This is a genomic window from Streptomyces sp. NPDC046261 (genome assembly GCF_040646235.1).
Classification (GTDB): domain Bacteria; phylum Actinomycetota; class Actinomycetes; order Streptomycetales; family Streptomycetaceae; genus Streptomyces.
On record NZ_JBEYZU010000007.1, the window covers coordinates 262702 to 279307 of the forward strand.

At 73.8% G+C, this 16606-nt stretch carries 15 protein-coding genes; 6 read left to right on the forward strand and 9 right to left on the reverse strand.

Annotated elements, in window-relative coordinates; genetic code table 11:
• The first annotated feature begins 21 nt into the window (after window positions 1-21).
• On the forward strand, window positions 22-1245 hold the full coding sequence (locus ABZ956_RS16340; protein WP_361893108.1) for an MFS transporter: 1224 nt from the start codon (window positions 22-24) through the stop codon (window positions 1243-1245).
• Between the two features lie 42 nt (window positions 1246-1287).
• Here ABZ956_RS16340 and ABZ956_RS16345 read toward each other — a convergent pair whose 3' ends face one another.
• A complete protein-coding gene (locus tag ABZ956_RS16345; protein ID WP_361893111.1) occupies window positions 1288-2283 on the reverse strand; it encodes an AsnC family transcriptional regulator in 996 nt (331 codons plus the stop codon).
• Window positions 2284-2404: 121 nt separating this feature from the next.
• On the opposite strand from ABZ956_RS16345, the gene ABZ956_RS16350 reads away from it, so the two are divergent.
• Both ABZ956_RS16350 and ABZ956_RS16355 read left to right on the forward strand, forming a co-directional pair.
• On the forward strand, window positions 2405-3958 hold the full coding sequence (locus tag ABZ956_RS16350; protein WP_361893114.1) for an MFS transporter: 1554 nt from the start codon (window positions 2405-2407) through the stop codon (window positions 3956-3958).
• A 163-nt stretch (window positions 3959-4121) separates the two neighbouring features.
• Window positions 4122-5183, forward strand: coding sequence for a methyltransferase (locus tag ABZ956_RS16355; protein WP_361893117.1), 1062 nt, complete (start codon window positions 4122-4124; stop codon window positions 5181-5183).
• A 175-nt stretch (window positions 5184-5358) separates the two neighbouring features.
• Here the strand turns inward: ABZ956_RS16355 and ABZ956_RS16360 are convergent, their stop codons facing one another.
• The 5 genes from ABZ956_RS16360 to ABZ956_RS16380 form a co-directional block, all read right to left on the reverse strand.
• Complete coding sequence (locus ABZ956_RS16360) at window positions 5359-5727, reverse strand: chaplin family protein (protein ID WP_361893120.1); 369 nt, start codon at window positions 5725-5727, stop codon at window positions 5359-5361.
• Window positions 5728-5908: 181 nt separating this feature from the next.
• On the reverse strand, window positions 5909-6274 hold the full coding sequence (locus ABZ956_RS16365) for a chaplin family protein (RefSeq protein ID WP_361893123.1): 366 nt from the start codon (window positions 6272-6274) through the stop codon (window positions 5909-5911).
• 119 nt (window positions 6275-6393) lie between these two features.
• Entirely contained in the window at window positions 6394-7062 is a 669-nt protein-coding gene (locus tag ABZ956_RS16370; RefSeq protein ID WP_361893126.1) for a dioxygenase, read from the reverse strand.
• Between the two features lie 37 nt (window positions 7063-7099).
• Window positions 7100-8086, reverse strand: coding sequence for a helix-turn-helix transcriptional regulator (locus tag ABZ956_RS16375; RefSeq protein ID WP_361893129.1), 987 nt, complete (start codon window positions 8084-8086; stop codon window positions 7100-7102).
• A gap of 90 nt (window positions 8087-8176) precedes the next feature.
• Complete coding sequence (locus ABZ956_RS16380; RefSeq protein WP_361893132.1) at window positions 8177-8863, reverse strand: alpha/beta fold hydrolase; 687 nt, start codon at window positions 8861-8863, stop codon at window positions 8177-8179.
• Between the two features lie 245 nt (window positions 8864-9108).
• On the opposite strand from ABZ956_RS16380, the gene ABZ956_RS16385 reads away from it, so the two are divergent.
• Both ABZ956_RS16385 and ABZ956_RS16390 read left to right on the forward strand, forming a co-directional pair.
• Window positions 9109-10716, forward strand: a complete 1608-nt coding sequence (locus ABZ956_RS16385) for a helix-turn-helix transcriptional regulator (RefSeq protein ID WP_361893135.1) — start codon at window positions 9109-9111, stop codon at window positions 10714-10716.
• Window positions 10717-10737: 21 nt separating this feature from the next.
• Window positions 10738-11952: a helix-turn-helix domain-containing protein gene (locus tag ABZ956_RS16390; protein ID WP_361893139.1), complete on the forward strand. Its 1215-nt coding sequence runs from the start codon at window positions 10738-10740 to the stop codon at window positions 11950-11952.
• Window positions 11953-11995: 43 nt separating this feature from the next.
• On the opposite strand, the gene ABZ956_RS16395 is transcribed toward ABZ956_RS16390, so the two are convergent.
• Entirely contained in the window at window positions 11996-12322 is a 327-nt protein-coding gene (locus ABZ956_RS16395; RefSeq protein ID WP_361893142.1) for a CU044_2847 family protein, read from the reverse strand.
• A 30-nt stretch (window positions 12323-12352) separates the two neighbouring features.
• Window positions 12353-15190: a CHAT domain-containing protein gene (locus ABZ956_RS16400; RefSeq protein ID WP_361893145.1), complete on the reverse strand. Its 2838-nt coding sequence runs from the start codon at window positions 15188-15190 to the stop codon at window positions 12353-12355.
• Between the two features lie 238 nt (window positions 15191-15428).
• Here ABZ956_RS16400 and ABZ956_RS16405 point away from each other — a divergent pair, with 238 nt between their 5' ends.
• Window positions 15429-15665 carry a DUF5133 domain-containing protein gene (locus tag ABZ956_RS16405; protein WP_361893148.1) on the forward strand — a complete coding sequence of 79 codons (237 nt, stop codon included), beginning with the start codon at window positions 15429-15431 and terminating at the stop codon, window positions 15663-15665.
• A 53-nt stretch (window positions 15666-15718) separates the two neighbouring features.
• Here ABZ956_RS16405 and sigJ read toward each other — a convergent pair whose 3' ends face one another.
• A complete protein-coding gene (gene sigJ, locus ABZ956_RS16410; RefSeq protein ID WP_361893151.1) occupies window positions 15719-16597 on the reverse strand; it encodes an RNA polymerase sigma factor SigJ in 879 nt (292 codons plus the stop codon).
• Window positions 16598-16606 lie beyond the last annotated feature (9 nt).

Consider the following 16606-nt stretch of genomic DNA (forward strand, 5'->3'; position numbering starts at 1 on the left):
GGCGGTGGCGAGGATGGGGCGGTGCCGATCAAACAGACCTTACGTACCCGGCCCGTCGCGCTGCTGTCTGTGGGACATGCCTGCGTGGACGTCTACCAGGGCGCGGTGGCGGCCCTGGTGCCGTTCTTCGTCTCCGAGCGCGCCTATACCTACGCCGCCGCCTCCGGCATCGTCCTGGCCGCTTCCCTGCTGTCCTCAGTGGTGCAGCCGTTGTTCGGGGCCCTCACCGACAAGTGGGCCATGCCGTGGCTGCTGCCCGTGAGCACGCTGGTGGGGGGCGCCGGGGTGGCTCTCGCCGGTGTCGGCGGCTCCTATGCCTTCACTGTGGTGGCGGTCGCGGTGTCCGGGATCGGCGTGGCCGCCTATCACCCTGAGGCCGCACGCCTGGCGCGGAGTGCCGGTCATGGCAGCCATACCGCCATGGGCTGGTTCTCCCTCGGCGGCAACCTCGGCTTCGCCGCGGCGCCCCTGATGGTCTCCGCTGTCATCACCACCGGTGGCCTGCGTGCCTCGCCGCTGCTGTTCGTCCCCGCCCTCGCCGGCGCGGTGCTGTGCGCGGCCGCGCTGCGGGGCGCCAAGGCCCCTGCCGCGACGGGCGGGAGCGCTCGGGCGAGCCGGACCGCCGGCCGCAACGACTGGGCGTCCTTCATGACGTTGTCGGGGGCCGTCATATGCCGCTCCATCGTCTTCGTCGGTCTGGGCGCGTTCATCTCGCTGTATGTGCGCCAGCGCACCGGCGGAGGCGAAGTGGCCGGTACGGCCGCGCTGTTCGTGCTCTACCTCGGCGGGGCGGTGGGCACGGTGGTGGGCGGCAAGCTCGCCACCCGCTACGGCCGCCTCCCGGTCGCCCGGTGGTCCTCCGCGCTGACGGTCCTCGCCGTGGCCGGCGTGGTGCTCGTTCCGGGTCCGCTGCTCTACGCCTGCGTCGCCCTCGCCTCGGCCGGCCTGTATGTGCCCTTCTCCCTGCACATCACCCTCGCCCAGGACTATCTGCCCCGGCGTGTGGGCACCGCCGGCGGGGTCACCCTGGGCCTGGCCGTCGGCATCGGCGGCATCGCGAGCCCGCTCATCGGCACCGTCGCCGACGCCACGTCCCTGCAGACCGCCCTCGCACCGCTGATCGCGCTGCCCGCCCTCGGCTGGCTTCTCCTGCGCACCCTGAAGGAGCCCGAGACACTCGAAGCGACCACCCCCCGGCCGCCGGCCCCCGCACGACCGGAACCCTCCGCCGACGCCACGGCGTAGCACGCCCCGCCCGGTGACAACCCGGCGAGCCGGCCACCGCTCTCACCGCGGGGCGTCGAAGAGCCGGCTTCCGTCGCTGAGCAGGCCCGCACGCTTGACGTGGCGGAGGACCGGGAGGACCTCCAGCTGGTGGACGGCCTTCAGTGCGCCGATGCCCTCCGTCATGTAGGTGTACAAGGCGCGCTGGTCGCGGCAGAGCACGGACGCGGCGAGGTTGGCGGCGCCGGTCGTCGCCGCGACGAAGGGGACCTGGGGGTGTCCGGCGAGGGCGCGGCCGACCTCGGCCAGGTCGCTGGGGGCCACGGTCGCGGCGAGGGCGGCCTCGGTCCGGTAGCCCAGGTGGATGGGGAGGACCTCGACGTCGAAGGCGAGCGCGCCGCTTCTGCGCAGGTGGTCCACGCGGCGCCGGACGGTGGACTCCGAGCGGCCGGTGGCCTTGGCGAGTTCGGGGTAGCCGGCCCTGCCGTCCCGGGCGAGGACGGCCAGCATCGCGTGGTCCCGGTCGTCGAGGCGGACGGTTTCCCCGTCGTCGGCCACCGGCGGCGGTTCCAGGGCCGCGATCTGCTCGTCGCTCAGCTCGGCGAGTCCCAGCCGGCGGTTCGCGCCGTCGGTGTAGCGGTGCAGCATGCTCTGCGCCGAGACGCCCGTGACCTGCTGGGTGCGCGGCAGCTTGCGGAGCAGGAGCGCCTCGTGGTCCTCCCAGGTGCGCGAGCTGACCAGGCAGCCGACCTCGGTGCCACCGGAGAAGATCTTGACCCAGCCGGTGTCGGGGCGGCGGGCCAGCGCGTCGGCGATGACCGGGGCCGCGCCCGGTACGCACTGGATCCGCAGCCGGGACTCGTAGAGGCCCACGCGGTCGCCCACCGGCAGGCCGAGCACCCTGAGCAGGCCCGCGCCCCGGAGCCGACGGTAGCGGCGGATCACCGTCTGGTCCGTGGTCTCGAGGACGGTGGCCAGGCGGCTGAAGGCGGCCCGGCCGTCGATCATCAGCGCCTGGACGAGCTGCCGGTCGAGGTGGTCGAATCCCTGGTCATCCATGCTTTCCATCATTCCATGCTCTTGATGCATGGAATTCCATCACCAGAGGCGCCCTGGGTTCGGGAAACCGGCCGACGATGCGAGCTTCGTCCTGTTCAATGCGAAACCTCTGGAGGTTCGGATGCGTAAGTGGCTGCCGCTCGTAGCGGTGTGCCTGGGAACGTTCATGCTGCTGGTGGACGTCACCATCGTCGTCGTGGCCCTGCCCGACATGGCCGGGAGCCTGCGCACCTCGTTCGCGGACCTGCAGTGGGTGATGGACGTCTACGCGCTGGCGCTCGCCGCGCTGCTGCTGGGCGTCGGCGCCCTGGCCGACCGGATCGGCCACCGCCAGGTGTACGTGGCGGGTCTGGCGCTGTTCGCCGCCGCCTCCCTGGCCTGCGGGCTGGCGACGGGGCCGCTGGCGCTCATCGCCTTCCGCGGCGTGCAGGGGATCGGCGGGGCGGCGATGCTCGCGACGACCACGGCGCTGATCAGCAGCATCTATCAGGGCAGGGACCGCGGGGTGGCGTTCGGCGCCTGGGGAGCGGTCAGCGGTGCCGCCTCGGCGGCCGGTCCGATCATGGGCGGTCTCCTCACCGAGCACCTGGACTGGCGCTGGATCTTCTTCGTCAACCTCCCCATCAGCGTGCTGGCCGTCGCGATGACGCTGCGGTTCATCGTCGCCACCCCCGCCCGCGGTACCCGGTCGGTGGATCTGCCCGGCATGGCGACCTTCACCCTCGCGGCGGGCGTCGCGACCTACGCCCTGATCAAGGGCAACGACAACGGCTGGACGTCCGGCACCACCCTGGGCCTCTTCGGGCTCGCCGCGGTGGCGCTGCTCGCCTTCCTCGTGATCGAGGCCCGGCGGGAGCAACCGCTGCTGGACCTCGCGCTGTTCCGCCGGGGTTCGTTCTCCGGGCTCATGATCGCCGCGGTGCTGCTGTCCGTCGCCGCGTTCTCCTATCTGGCCTACACCTCGCTGTGGCTCCAGTCCGTACGGGGCATGGGGCCGGTGGCGGCCGGCCTGACCTGTCTGCCCATGAGCGCGGCCGCGTTCCTCGTCGCCTCCCTGTCGGGCCGTTTCCTGCACGGTGTCTCGCCCCGGTGGGCCATCGGGCTGGGCATGCTGCTGATCGGTGCGGGCGCGTTTCTCCAGGCCATGATCGAGGCCGAGTCCACCTGGACCGTGCTGGTCGCGGGTCTGGCGGTGACGGGCATCGGCGTGGGGCTCGCGATGCCCGTGCTGGCGTCGGCGGCGATGGCGTCCGTCGGACCGGAGCGCGGCGGGATGGCCAGTGGCGCCGTCAACACCGCGCGCCAGCTCGGGAACGCCCTGGGCATCGCGGTCCTGGGGGTCGTCTTCCACGCCGGGATGGCCGGCTCGCTGCGGGACCACGGCGCGGGTTCCGTGCCCGATCCGGCCGCGACGGCCGACGCCCTGGCGGGCGGCCAGGCCGGCGCCGTGATCGCGCACGCGGCCTCCCCGGACCGGGCCCTGGTCGGACGGCTGGTGCACGAGGCGTTCGCGGCCGGCCTCCAGCAGACGTTCCTCGTCTCCGGAACCCTGGGTGTGCTCGGCGGCCTGGTGGCGCTGGCACTCGTCCGCCGTCCCGCCCAGCCCGCGGCCCGGCAGCCGCACCGGCCCGCGGCCGGGACCGGGGCGGAGGCGGCGGAGCTCGTGCGTCAGTGAGGGACACCCGCCGCGCGGGGCCGAGGCATCGGCCCCGCGCGGCGGTCCGCGAGTGGAGCCATTGCCACCGGCACAATCATCAACTTAGGCTTACCTAAGCTTGCTTGACATGTCGTGCGCCGTGCCCGGCGTGCGACGGCGCCACTACGGAAGGGGCCCCGCGATGAGCGGTTCGGAGCACGACACGCAGCGGACACCGGTGGGCTGGCAGGAGCGCACCATCGTGATGCAGCTCGCCTTCGGGCAGATGGGCACGCAGCTCCTGGGGGTGGCCGTGCGCCTGGGAATCTTCGACCGGGTCGGCGACGGCGAGCTCACGGCCGCCGGCCTCGCCCACGATCTCGGCACCCACCCCCAGGCCACGCACCGCCTGCTCCGCGCGCTGGCCGGTCTGCGGCTGCTGACGGAGACCGCGCCGGGCACCTTCGCGACCACCGCGGCGGGCGATCTGCTGCGTTCCGGGGTCCCGGGCTCGCTCCTGTCGGTGGCGCGGGTCTTCACCGATCCCTCGATGACGCGCGGCTGGGAACTGCTGGAGCAGAGCGTCCGTACGGGCGAGACCGGGTTCGACGCGGCCTTCGGCACGGACTTCTTCGGCTATCTCAAGGAACACCCCGAGCTGTCCGCGGAATTCAACGCGGCGATGAGCCAGGCCACCCAGGTCGCGGCCGAAGTACTGCCCGGCCACTACGACTTCGGCCGCTTCGGCACCGTCGTGGACGTGGGCGGCGGCGACGGCACGCTCCTGTCCGCCATCCTGCGCGCGCACCCCGGGCCACGGGGCGTCGTGTACGACACCGCGGAGGGGCTCGCCCAGGCCCCCGAGCGGCTGGCCGGCGAGGGGGTCGCCGACCGCGTCACCCTCACGGTCGGCGACTTCTTCGCGTCCGCCCCGGCGGGCGGAGACCTCTATCTGCTCAAGAGCGTGATCCACGACTGGAACGACGAGCAGTGCGTCACGATCCTCCGGCACATCAGGGACGTCATCCCCGCGGACGGCACCCTCCTGATCGTCGAACCGGTCATGCCGGCCACCGTCTCCGGCGAAACCACCGAACTGACCTACCTCAGCGACCTCAACATGCTCGTGAACGTCGGCGGCCGGGAGCGCACCGCGGACGACTTCGCCGCCCTGTGCTCCAAGGCGGGCTTCACGCTCGACGCCATCACGCCGCTGCCCCAGCCGAACGTCTTCCACCTCATCGAGGCGACACCGGCCAGTTGAGCCGTGCCCTAGGCGACAGCTACGCCGGCGCCAGGCACTGTCCGATGTGAAGTGGAAGACGGTGCACGACAGGCACCTAAGATCGTCGGCGGACGGCACGTGGGAGAGGATCCTACGAGCCGTCCAGGCCGGCGCCATCGGTGTTCCCCGCCACACGCCACTGTGCCGAGCGAGATCACTTAGCTTTGAGGACTGGTTCGAAAAGGCTGATTTCCGATTCCTCCAGTTGCTCCTTGAGGTGAGCGGCTTCCTCCTCCGACATGGTGGCAAGGCAGGTGAGACCGCTGTTGCCGCAGTGGTTGCGGGGCAGCCCGACCGGCAGTTGCCCGGCATTGCCCGTCAAGCTCCCCGTGCCGGACACCGTCGACCCCGATGCTCGTGCGCCTACCGACTGGGCACAGGCGTTGCCATAGGTGGCGTTGCCGACGCCGATGACCGCAGGTGCCGGCGTTGCGGACAACACCACCACGCCCAGCCCCGTACCGACGGTACCGACCAGCGCCGCCCGCTCCCTCCACGACCTGGCCCGCGTTGCCGCACCCACACGCCGCTCCTTCGTGCTGTTCGACCGGCTACCCCGACCTACTTCTGATCGGCCCGCCGTCTATCTGCGTCCCATTTGTCCATCGCAACGAGCGAGCCGTCGGGAACGACACGCGGGGTCACAAGCACGGTGCGCTCACTCCTCACGCTTGCCAGGGGACGCGGCGCCGGCACGGCGGGCATCATTCGCCGCCAAGTCCGATGATCTTTTCGAGGGCGGACTGGGCGCTGGGGTCGACGGGGATCTTGGCCTCGGTGCCGGCCAGGACGTCGGTATCGATCGCGCAGGTGAGTCCGCTGTTGCCGCAGTGGTTGCGGGGCAGCCCGACCGGCAGTTGCCCGGCATTGCCCGCCAAACTTCCCGTGCCGGACGCCGTCGCACCGGCTGCCCGCGCGCCTCCCGCCGTGGCGCAGACGTTGCCGGACGCGGCGTTGCCGACACCGATCACCGCGTGCGCCGGTACCGCCGACAACGCCACCGCGCCCAACCCCGCACCGGCCAGCACCACCTGCCTCCGCACCGACCTGACCCGCGTCGCGGCACCCATACGCCACCCTTCGTCCATCCGGCCAAGAGGCAGCCCCGAATGACATATGCCCCATTTGTCCTGCGCAACGAGCGGCCCGCCGAGAAGGGCACGGCGACGCCGGCACGGACAACGACCCGCTAGCCGCGTGCCGTCGCCTCGTCGATGACGAAGTCGAACGTCGCCTGCTTCGCCGGGCCGGCCTGACGGACGTTCATCAGCAGGGCCGGGTGGAAGATGGGGTCGGTGTGGTTGCGGGGCTCGCCGGGGAAGTAGAGCTGGGTGGTGAGGACGGGGCCGCCCGGGGACTGGACCTTGACGTGGAGATGGCGGGTGCGGGTCGGGTAGAGGCCGGGGACGATCGTCGTCAGGGTGAAGGCGCCCCGGGAGTCGGTGTACTGGTGTCCTCTCAGCCGGAATCCGCTGTTGTCGTAGGCGCCCGCGTCGTCCGCCTGCCAGAAGTCCAGCAGGGCGTGCGCGACCGGCCGGCAGGTGAGCCCGAAGACGTAGCCGCTGACCGTCAGCCGGGTACCCCGTGTCCCCGGCTCCAGCAGGGAGGTGCGTTCGGGAGAGCGGGGCTTGAAGTACGGGCCCTCGGTCTGCGGGGGTGTCGGGTCGTCCCCGTCGTCGCAGAACGGCGTCGGGGACAGCTGGTCCGAGGTCCGGTGGTCGCGTGCGAGGGCGACGCCGCTGCCGAGCAGCGCGGGCAGGGGTACGGCGACGAGCGCCGCCTTGAGCAGGGTCTTACGGCTGACCGCCCGCCGTGCCGCCGGCTCCGGGTCGCCGGCGTGGGTGTGTTCGTCCGCCATGGTCGGGCCTCCTGGGGTGAGTGGCTCGCTGACGAACCTAGGGAGCCACGCCGGGCGGATCGATGGACTCCGTTCGGTGAACGTGGTGATTCCCGCGGGTCCCGTCCCTGCCGTGGTCCCGGCTGCCGCCGCTCGCCGCCGCGCGCCGGAAGTCTCCCGGGCTGGTCCCGGTCTCCCGCCGGAAGAAGCGGCAGAAGTAGGCGGGGTCCGCGAACCCCACGCGCCGCGCGACCTGGCCGACGCCGAGGGCGGAGCCCGTCAGCAGCCGCTTCGCCTCCAGCGTCCGTGCCGCGCGTACCAGTTCGCCGGGCGTGCGGCCGGTGGCCTGCTTCACCGCCTCGTTCAGGTAGCCGACGGAGACCCCCAGGCGCGCCGCGTACGCCCCGACCGCCCCCTCCGCCCCGGCGGTCTCGGTGAGCAGCCGGCCGAACTCCCGGGAGACCTCGGCGGCCCGGCCCGTGACGGTGCCGGGCCCGCGGGCGCCGGGCAGGCGCAGCGCCCGGACGAGGAGGATGTGCAGGTACGCCTCCAGCACGGAGGCGTAGCCGTCCGCCTTGGCGGTGTACTCCCGTCCCATCGAACGGATCAGCGAGCCGATGCCCGCGCGGTCGTCGCCCGGGCCGTCCTGGCCGGGCGGCAGGTGGAACCACGACCGTTCGCCGAGGGCGCGCAGGAGCTGCCGGTCGCCGGGGTGGCCGAGCAGGAAGTCCTCGGTGAACAGCATCAGCACGCCGCGCAGGTCCGACGCCCGCTCCCAGTAGTGCACTTGGCCGGGCAGGAGGAAGCACAGGTGCGGTGGGCGCAGCGGGCGGCGTTCGAGGTCGATGACGTGGGCTCCGGAGCCGCCGGTGATGTGGACGATTTCGTAGAAGGTGTGCCGGTGGGGGTAGCCCGCCCGGGCGTCGGGGCCGAGGGTCTCGAAGGACCCCATGGCGAACGGCGGCATGTGCGGTGGCGGTATCCGCAGCCGGTGCAGGGGGACGGGATCGGTGGACGGTGTGCCGTCGCGCGTACGGGTGTTCATGCCTCCGCCCCTGTGCTCTCCACCGTGTGCGGCAGGATCCGCCGGTCGTCCCACGCTAAGGGGTCGGCGGCGGATCCGGGAGTGCGGGCGTCAGGAGCCCTTGGTGAAGGTCGCGACGTCCGACAGCAGCGCGCTGTTCGTGAGGAAGCCCGCGTGGGTCATGCAGGGCAGCAGCGTGTTGGTGGCGCCGTCGAGCATGCTGCTGGTGAAGGGGGTGATCACCGCGTCGCACGGCGAGTACCAGGTGCGGTACCGGACGGGAGCGGGCGTCTCGTCGGCGGCGGCGAGGGTGGCGAGGAAGGGGGAGCCGGGCGTCATCTCCGCGCACGAGGCGGACAGGACCGTGCACAGCCCTGCCGTCAGCGTGCCGTGGTGGGCCCCCGCGAGCGAGGCCATGCGCGTGACGCTCGACGCGCCGCCGAGTTCCTTGAGGTACCACATCGCGACCATGCCGCCCATGGAGTGGTTCACGATGTCGACCGTGCCGGATCCGGTGGCGCGCTTGACCTTCTCGACGAAGGCGGCCAGGCCCTGGGCGCTCGTCCGGTTCGAGGCGGTGAAGTCGTAGGAGTAGGTGAACAGTTCACTGTCGTTGTATCCGGCCTGTCTGAACGCGGCGCGCGCCGGCGCCCACACCACGCCCGTGTTCAGGTAGCCGTGGACGAAGACGACCGGCGTGCGGTGGTGCGGGGCGGCCACGGCGGTGCCTGTCGAGGTGGCCGTGAGACAGGTGGCCGCGGCCGCCGTCGCGACGAGGGCGCTCAGGATTCTTCGCATGTGTGCCTCCAGGGGAACGCGGGATGGGCTGCGGGCAGCATGCGGCTCCGTCGCGGGCCGCGCATCGGCGAAATCGCCGGGGTGGGTGCGCGGTTGTCCCCTCCGACAAGCCGTGCGGCAGCGCCTTTGGCCTCCGGGACAACCGCGGCGCCGCCTCGGCGCCGTGCCTCCCCAATGGCGTTACGCGTAGGTAACGTGCTCGCGATCCCCCCGACCGCCCTCCGTCGCGACGAGGAGGAACGACCATGCGCGACCCCGCACGGCACATGCACCGCCGCTGCGCCGCGGCCCTCGCCCGGGCCGCCGACCGGGCGGACGCCCCGGCCCTGCGCGCCGCGCGGCTCCTGGCCGCCGCCGGACACGCGCGGCGCGCCGGGCCCGCCCGCCGGGCCGCGGCTTTGAGCGCGCGGGCGTCGGGACCGCACGGGGCCGCGGAGCTCACCGCGCTCCTGCGTGCCGCTGACGCCGCCTGGAACACCGGCGACCGCGCCGGCTACCTCGCGGCGGCGCGGCGGATCCGTGCGCACGGGGAGGCGGACGACCCTGTCCGGCACCATGACGAGGGCGTCGCGGCCGCGCCGCACGGCCGGCGGGGTGTGGCTACGTCGCGCACCCACCCCGGCGATCTCGCCGATGCGCGGCCCGCGACGGAGCCGCATCCGGCCGCCGCGCTGCCGCGTGCGGCCTCCTCCCCCGCGGCGGCCAAGGACGGTCCCGATGCGCTCCTGCACGCGTCCCGCGCCGCCCTGATGCTCGGCCGGACGACGCACGCACGGGACCTGGCGCACCGCGCGCTGGCCGGTGCCGGCCCGTGCGCGGACCTGAACGCGAAGGTGCTCGGGCACCTCGCGCTCGTCGAACTCGCCGCCGGCCGGTACGGGCCCGCCCGCTCCCGCGCCCACCGCGCCCTGGAGGCGGCCCTGGCGCTCGGGCAGGATCACGTGGCGGCGCAGGCGCGGGGAACGCTGGCCATGACCGCGTCGGTCGCCGGCGATGCCGAGGGCTGCCGGGCTCATGCCCGTGCCGCCCTCGCCGCGGCGCACGATCACGGCCTGGTGGTGCCGGCCGTGCTGGCCACGTGGGCGCTGGGCCTGTTCGACCTCTCCCGCGGCCGGCCGGTGGAGGCGTCCGAGCGGCTGCGTCCCCTCGTCCCCGACGCCGCTCCCTCGTCTCCCCCGTCTCCCCTGCACCACTTCGCATGGCGCCCCCGCGTCATCCCGTCCTTCGTCGAAGCCGTGGCACTGGCCGCACCGCGCCTGCCGGCATCCGACCGGCCACGGGTCCTCGGCCAGGCCCACGGGGCGTTGCGCGCCTTCGAGAGGTGGGCCCGGGCCGGCGACGACCGGCAGGCGCGGGCGGCCGCCCTGCACTGCCGCGGCCTGCTCTGCGCCCCGGGCGCCGCGGAACCGTACTTCCATCAGGCCCTGGCACTTCTGCGGGAGACAGGACCTCAGTTCACCCAGGCCCGTACCGAGCTGGCGCTCGGCATGTCCCTGCGGAGGCTTCGCCGGCCGGGTGACGCGTGGGGCCACCTGCGGGACGCCGCGCTGCGCTTCGAGTCCTGCGGGGCGGACGTCTGGGCCGAACGGGCGCGGGAGGAGCTGCGCGCGGCCGGCCGGGGCGAGGCCGGTGCCGGCCGGCGCTCGCCCGCCTCCCTCACTCCCCAGCAGCTGCGCGTGGCCCGGCACGTCGCCGAAGGGCTCACCAACCGGGAGGTCGCCGCCCGCCTCACCCTCAGCCACCGGACCGTCGACCACCACCTGCGCAACGTCTTCTCCGCGCTCGGCATCCGCTCCCGCGTCCAGTTGGTGCGCGCCCTGGCGGCGGCCGACGGCGGTGCGCCGGCCGGGTGACGCCGGTTGTACCCTGCGGGGATGCATGGTCCGGCGCCGCACGAAGCGATCGTTCCGGTGGCCCGCGCGGTGCTGCGGCGCATCCGCGAGATAGGGGACCGGCTCGCCCTCCGGCTCCGCGCGGAGGTGGAGCCCTATGGCGACGAGGCGCTCGTCCCCCTCGACTCGCTGCGTCGGTCGTGCGTGGACAACCTGAAGTTCCCGCTGCTGCACCTGGCGGGCCGGCAGGTGCCGGCGGACCTGACCCCCGCCCGGCGGACCGGGCGCGAGCGCGCGCTGCAGGACGTATCGCTGGCGGGCACCCAGCGTGCCTTCCGCATCGGTTTCGAGGTTCTGTGGGCCGAGGTCGCGGCCGAGGCGCGTGGGGCGCACGACGTCAGCGGCGACATGCTGGTCACGTTGTCGTCGGAGATCTGGCGGCTGGCCGGCGAGTACGCGGACGCGATGGCCTCGGCCTATCGCGAGACGGCGGCCGAACTGATGACACAACGCGAGCACGAGCGGTCCGCGCTGGTGGAAGCACTGCTCACCGGCGCGATCAACGACCGGAGCACCGTGTGGGAGGCCGCCCGCACCCTCGGGCTGCCGACGAGCGGGCCGTTCATCGTGGCGGCCGCGGACGCCCCCGCGCCGGGGCGCTCGGCACTCCCCCGCATCGAGGCGGCGCTGCGGGCGGGACACGTACCGTCCGCCTGGCGGCTGTTGCCCGGCCAGCGGGTCGGGGTGATGTCCGCGCTGCCCGCGGACATCCGGGCGACGGCCCTGGGAATTCTCGACAAGAGCGCGGCACGGGTGGGCATCAGTCCGCCATACGACGCGCTGCGCGACACGCCCCAGGCCCTGCGGTACGCGCGTCTGGCGCTCGCGGCGCTGCCGAAGGGCAAGGCGGGCGTCGCCTATTTCGACGACGACCCCGTCGCCATGCTGGCCGTGGCGGCCCCGGCCGAGGCCGGCCACATGGCCCGGTCCGTCTTCGGCGAGGTCTTCGCGACGCCACCGGACGAACGCGAGAGACTGCTCGAAACGCTCGAGCACTGGTTCTCCGCCGGCGGTTCCGCCGTCGAGGCCGGGCGGCGCCTGTACTGCCATCCCAATACGGTGCGCTACCGGCTGCGCAGGCTGGAGAAGCTCACCGGCCGCTCGCTGCGGGACCCGCGGGCGGTACGGGATTTCGGCGCCGCCCTGCGGGCGCTGCGGGTCCTGCCCGAGGAGGCCCTGCCGCGCGGCGCGTCCTGACGGCCCCTCCTTCCGGTCTTCCGGTCTTCCGGTCGGCGCGCCGCTACTGCTCCTCCCTGTGCCAGGTCAGGGCCACCGTGAAGTTGGCGGTGGTGCTGGCCTTGGCGATGTACGCGCCGGCTTCGGCGTGCAGGTCGATGCCGAATTCGACGCGGATCTCGTCGGGTGACTGGGCGGCCGACCGCAGGTGGGCGACGACGGCTTGTACGGCGGGCTCCACACGGTGCACGGCGTCCTCGAAGGTGTGCTGCGCCCGTTGGACGACCGTGCTCTCGCGCAGGCCGCGGGTTACCGTGCCACCGGCCCGTTCGCTGACTTCGACCAGGATCGTGCCGCTGCCCCCGCTGGGGAATTCGACGAGTTGGCCCATCGGTTTCTCCTTCGCTTCTCCGGTGGCCGGTCAGAGGTCGCCCACGGGCCAGATCCTGACGGTGTGGTCGTGGCTGCCGGTGGCGAGCCGGGTGCCGTCCGGGCTGAACGCCACGGCGAGCACCATGTCGTCATGGCGCACGTCGAGGCACGTGCGTCCGGTGGCCAGGTCCCAGACCCGCGCCGTGCGGTCGTCGCCGGCGGTGGCGAGGCGGGAGCCGTCGGGGCTGAACGCCACATCGAACACCGTATGGCCGTGGGCGACTTCCCAGATCTCCTCGCCGGTGGCGATGTCCCACACCCGCGCGGTCCCGTCGTGACTGCCGGTGGCCAGCCGGGTGCCGTCGGGACTGAACGCCACCGCGAACACCGTATGGTCATGACCCACTTCCAGCACCCGCTCCCCCGTGGCCGCGTCCCACACCCGCGCCGTCTGATCCACGCTGCCGGTCGCCAGCCGCGACCCGTCGGGGCCGAACGCCACCGCGAACACCGTGTGACCGTGCCGCACTTCGAGGCCCTTCTCCCCGGTGGCCACGTCCCACACCCGCGCCGTCCGGTCCAGGCTGCCCGTGGCCAGCCGCGCGCCGTCCGGGCTGAAGGCGGCCGCCAGTACGGCCTTGTCGTGCCGCACCTCGAGCAGTCGCCGGCCGGTGGCCGTGTCCCAGACGCGGGCGGTGTGGTTGTCGGCGCCGGTCGCCAGGCGGCTGCCGTCCGGGCCGAACGCCACCGCGTACACCCAGTGCAGCTCGGGCACCCCGGCCTCGACGCGCAGCCGCTCGTCGCCGCTGTCGCTGTCGTGGACGCGGGCCCACGCGGCGGAGCCCCCGGCGGCGATGCTCCGGCCGTCGGGGTGCCAGGCGAGGGCGTAGACCTCGGCCGTGAAGTCGATGCGGCTCAGCTCGTCCGGGTGCGCGGCCAGCTCGCGCCGGGCGTGGTCGGCCAGTTCGGCGAGCTCGTCGGCGGTGCCGGGGTCCACGGTCGTCAGCTCGGCGATCGTCTCGCGCACCCGCGCCCAGTCGCCGGCGGCCGCCTGCTTGTCCAGCGTCGTGCGCAGGGCGGCGATGCGGTGGCGGCGCAGACAGCTCTCGTGCCGCCGGGCGGCGTCGCGGTAGCCGCCGTCGGCGGCGGCGAGTTCGCGGTAGGAGTCGGCGGCGGCGCCCCAGTGACCGGCGTCCTCGGCCGCGCGGGCCTCGGCGTACCGGTGCTCCAGGGCGGCCGTCCGCTCGGCCTCGCGCTCGGCCTCTTCCAGTGCCTGGCGGGCGCGGGTGGCCAGCCCGTCGGGGTCGCCGGCGGCCGGGTCGAGGCGGTGGAGTTCGCCGACGACGTCGAGGACGGCCTGCCAGTGTCCGTTGTCCGCGTGGTAGCGCAGTTCGGCCTGGAGGTCCGCGGTGCGCTGGCGGGTCCGGCAGACCTCCTGCCGCCCGGCGGCGTCGCGGTAGTCGGGCTGCGTCTCGAGGACCTCGGTGTACGCGTCGATCGCGGTCGCCCAGTCGCCGGCGGACTCGGCGTTCCTGGCCCGCTCGTACGCCCCGACGAGCCGGCACTGGCGGGCGGCCGTCTCGCGCAGCTCCGCCGCGCCGCGGTTGCCGGGGTCGAGGGTGAGCAGGTCGTCGAGGAGGGCGAGGGCCTCGTCGGCGTGGCCGACGCGCAGTTCGGCGGTGGCCATCACCTGCAGCGCGCGCAGTTGTGCCTCGCGCCGCTTGTCGTCGGGCGGGGGCGAGGGTCCGGCGCCGGGCGCGGCCGCGGGTCGCGGGGCCGGCGGCGGCGAGGTGAAGGTGAACAGGCGGGTGGTGTCGCCGCGTACGTACAGCACCGGGGTGATCCATTCCAGGGCGGTGCGGCCGCAGCCGAGCATGGCGATGCGTGCGCTCCTGGCGGCCTCGTCGATGCGCCGGCCGGCGGCGAGCGAGGTGTACAGGCCCTGGGCGAAGCGGACCGCGGCCCGGTCGCTGACCGTGAACTGCATCGCGGCGACCGCGCTGACGCCGCTGCGGACCAGTGCCGCGCCGGTGCTGGAGAAGACGTCCAGGGTGCCGCCCTGGGCGGAGGCGCAGGAGTTGAGGACGACCAGCCGCGGGGTGGGGTCGGCCGCGCTGAGCAGGTCCACCAGCCGGGACGCCTCGACCATGTCCGCCCCGCCGCGGTCGTCCACCAGGGCGATCAGGCCCTCGTCGGCGTCGGCGTCGTAGTCGCCGTGCCCGATGAAGTGCAGGACGTGCCACTCCCCCTCCTGCAGCCGCGCCTGCACGCTGTCCCAGCTCGCGTCCGGCAGCCAGGCCACCTCCACGCGGCCCGCCGCCAGCTGCCCGGCCAGTGCCTTCTCGAGCCGGCCGCGCTCGGCGTCGGTGTCCAGCGGGGGCAGGCCGCGCGGCGAGGCGATCAGCACCAGGATCCGCAGGGGCGGCTCCACCTGCGGCGGCTCGGGGGTGTAGAGGGCGGGGACGTGCCGGACCAGCGGTTCGTGCCGGCACAGGTAGGCGCCGGCCTCCGGGTCGTAGAGGGCCTCCCACGGCAGCAGCGCCAGCTCGGGCGAGCCGAGCCGCAGCACGATACGCAGCCGCTCCTGCCGTTCCTGCGCCACGCCCAGGCTCGCCCGGTAGGTGCCGTAGACGGGGCCGGTGAACAGCGCCGTGAACAGCTGCCGTCCCACTTGCTGCACCGGTTCCTCGGTGAGCGGCACCACGCGCCGCGCCGACACGGAGGAGGCCAGCACGGTGGCCTCCAGCTCGGGGCGGCGGGCCAGCAGTTCGTCGACGTCCAGCCGCAGCGGGGCCTCCGGCTCGCCGCCTGCCGCGGCGCGCACCACCCGCACCTCGTATGCGCCCGGGCGTGTTCCTGAGATCTCCAATTCGAGGTCAGTGGCCATGGCCACCCCTTCCGAGCAGATAACCGCGCACGGCTACCGCGGCCGAGCGCATCGCTACCTTCCGGTGGGAAGCGGCCGAAACCACCTACGCCCCCATGGTGCGGCCGCGACGGTGCCCGGACCAGGGCGGTTAGCCCAACCGGGGCCGCGGGATGTGAGGAAACAGGGAGGCATGAGGCGGTGCTGACCGGGCAGGCGCACAGCCAACGTCGTGTGTGTGTCCTCAGAGGAGAGATTCATGCTGCTTGCCCACCCTGCCGTGCTCGACGATCTCGTCCGGCGCTACACCGCCCTCGAGCGCGCGCTGGAGTCCGGGAAGGCGGGACCCGCCACTCGGCAGCGGCTGGCGGACGTCGCCTACACCCTGTGCGTGTCGACCGGAACCCGTGACATCGACGCCGCCCTCGTCGCCGCACGGCACCGGCTGCCCGGTTCCCGTCCGGGGGACGACAGCGCGCTGACCTCCACGGTCTAGCGCGCGTGCCGTCCCGCCGGGTGCGCTCAACGCCTCGCCGGGGCCGGCCCCCGTCAGCCGCCGAGGACCGTCAGGTCCAGCCGGCTCAGGCGCTCGGGGTCGGTGAGGATGTCGATCTCCACGATCCTGCCGTCCGTGACCGTGAACGCCATGACCGACACCGGGGTCCCGGCCGTGACCGCGACGACTCCCGCGGCTCCGTTGACGGTCGCGGGGTGCGCGAACTCCGCGAAGCGCGCGAAGGTGAGCGCCTGCCCGGCCACGGTCGCCGCACCGCGCAGCACGGCCCCCGGGCGCAGGGTGCCACCGTCGGAGCGGGCCACGACCTCCGGGTCGAGGACGGCGACGAGCGCCTCGAGGTCCCCGCCGCGGGCGGCGGCGAGGAAGGCGTCGACGACCTCGCGCTGCCGGGTCAGGTCGGTGTCGGGCGCCGGGGCCGCCCCCTGGACGCGGCGGCGCGCCCGGCTGGCGAGCTGCCGGGTCGCGGCCGGCGTGCGGTCGACGACGGCGGCGATCTCGTCGAAGGGCACGGCGAACATGTCGTGCAGGACGAAGGCGAGCCGCTCGGCGGGGGCCAGGGTTTCGAGGACGACGAGCAGGGCGATGCCGACCGAGTCGGCCAGCAGCACTTCGTGTTCGGGGTCGATGCCCTGCGCCCCGCTGACGACCGGGTCGGGCAGCCGCACGCCGAGCGGCTCCTCACGTCGCGAGGAGCGCGACCGCAAGAGGTCCAGGCACACCCGCCCGACGACGGTCGTCAGCCAGCCGCCCAGGTTCTCGACGCCGCTGGTGTCGGAGCGGCTGAGCCTGAGCCATGCCTCCTGCACGGCGTCGTCGGCCTCGCTGAGCGAGCCGAGCATCCGGTAGGCCACCGCCCGCAGGTGGGGGCGGTGCTCCTCGAACCGCCCCGCCAGGAAATCTTGTTCGTTCATTTGGCCGCG

Bases quoted from the DNA above. Each gene is read 5' to 3' on its own strand.
- sigJ (WP_361893151.1), bottom strand. From the start codon at position 16,597: ATGAACGAACAAGATTTCCTGGCGGGGCGGTTCGAGGAGCACCGCCCC.
- ABZ956_RS16365 (WP_361893123.1), bottom strand. From the start codon at position 6,274: ATGGGTGCCGCGACGCGGGTCAGGTCGGTGCGGAGGCAGGTGGTGCTG.
- ABZ956_RS16400 (WP_361893145.1), bottom strand. From the start codon at position 15,190: ATGGCCACTGACCTCGAATTGGAGATCTCAGGAACACGCCCGGGCGCA.
- ABZ956_RS16355 (WP_361893117.1), top strand. From the start codon at position 4,122: ATGAGCGGTTCGGAGCACGACACGCAGCGGACACCGGTGGGCTGGCAG.
- ABZ956_RS16380 (WP_361893132.1), bottom strand. From the start codon at position 8,863: ATGCGAAGAATCCTGAGCGCCCTCGTCGCGACGGCGGCCGCGGCCACC.
- ABZ956_RS16370 (WP_361893126.1), bottom strand. From the start codon at position 7,062: ATGGCGGACGAACACACCCACGCCGGCGACCCGGAGCCGGCGGCACGG.
- ABZ956_RS16385 (WP_361893135.1), top strand. From the start codon at position 9,109: ATGCGCGACCCCGCACGGCACATGCACCGCCGCTGCGCCGCGGCCCTC.
- ABZ956_RS16395 (WP_361893142.1), bottom strand. From the start codon at position 12,322: ATGGGCCAACTCGTCGAATTCCCCAGCGGGGGCAGCGGCACGATCCTG.
- ABZ956_RS16345 (WP_361893111.1), bottom strand. From the start codon at position 2,283: ATGGATGACCAGGGATTCGACCACCTCGACCGGCAGCTCGTCCAGGCG.
- ABZ956_RS16350 (WP_361893114.1), top strand. From the start codon at position 2,405: ATGCGTAAGTGGCTGCCGCTCGTAGCGGTGTGCCTGGGAACGTTCATG.
- ABZ956_RS16375 (WP_361893129.1), bottom strand. From the start codon at position 8,086: ATGAACACCCGTACGCGCGACGGCACACCGTCCACCGATCCCGTCCCC.
- ABZ956_RS16390 (WP_361893139.1), top strand. From the start codon at position 10,738: ATGCATGGTCCGGCGCCGCACGAAGCGATCGTTCCGGTGGCCCGCGCG.
- ABZ956_RS16405 (WP_361893148.1), top strand. From the start codon at position 15,429: ATGCTGCTTGCCCACCCTGCCGTGCTCGACGATCTCGTCCGGCGCTAC.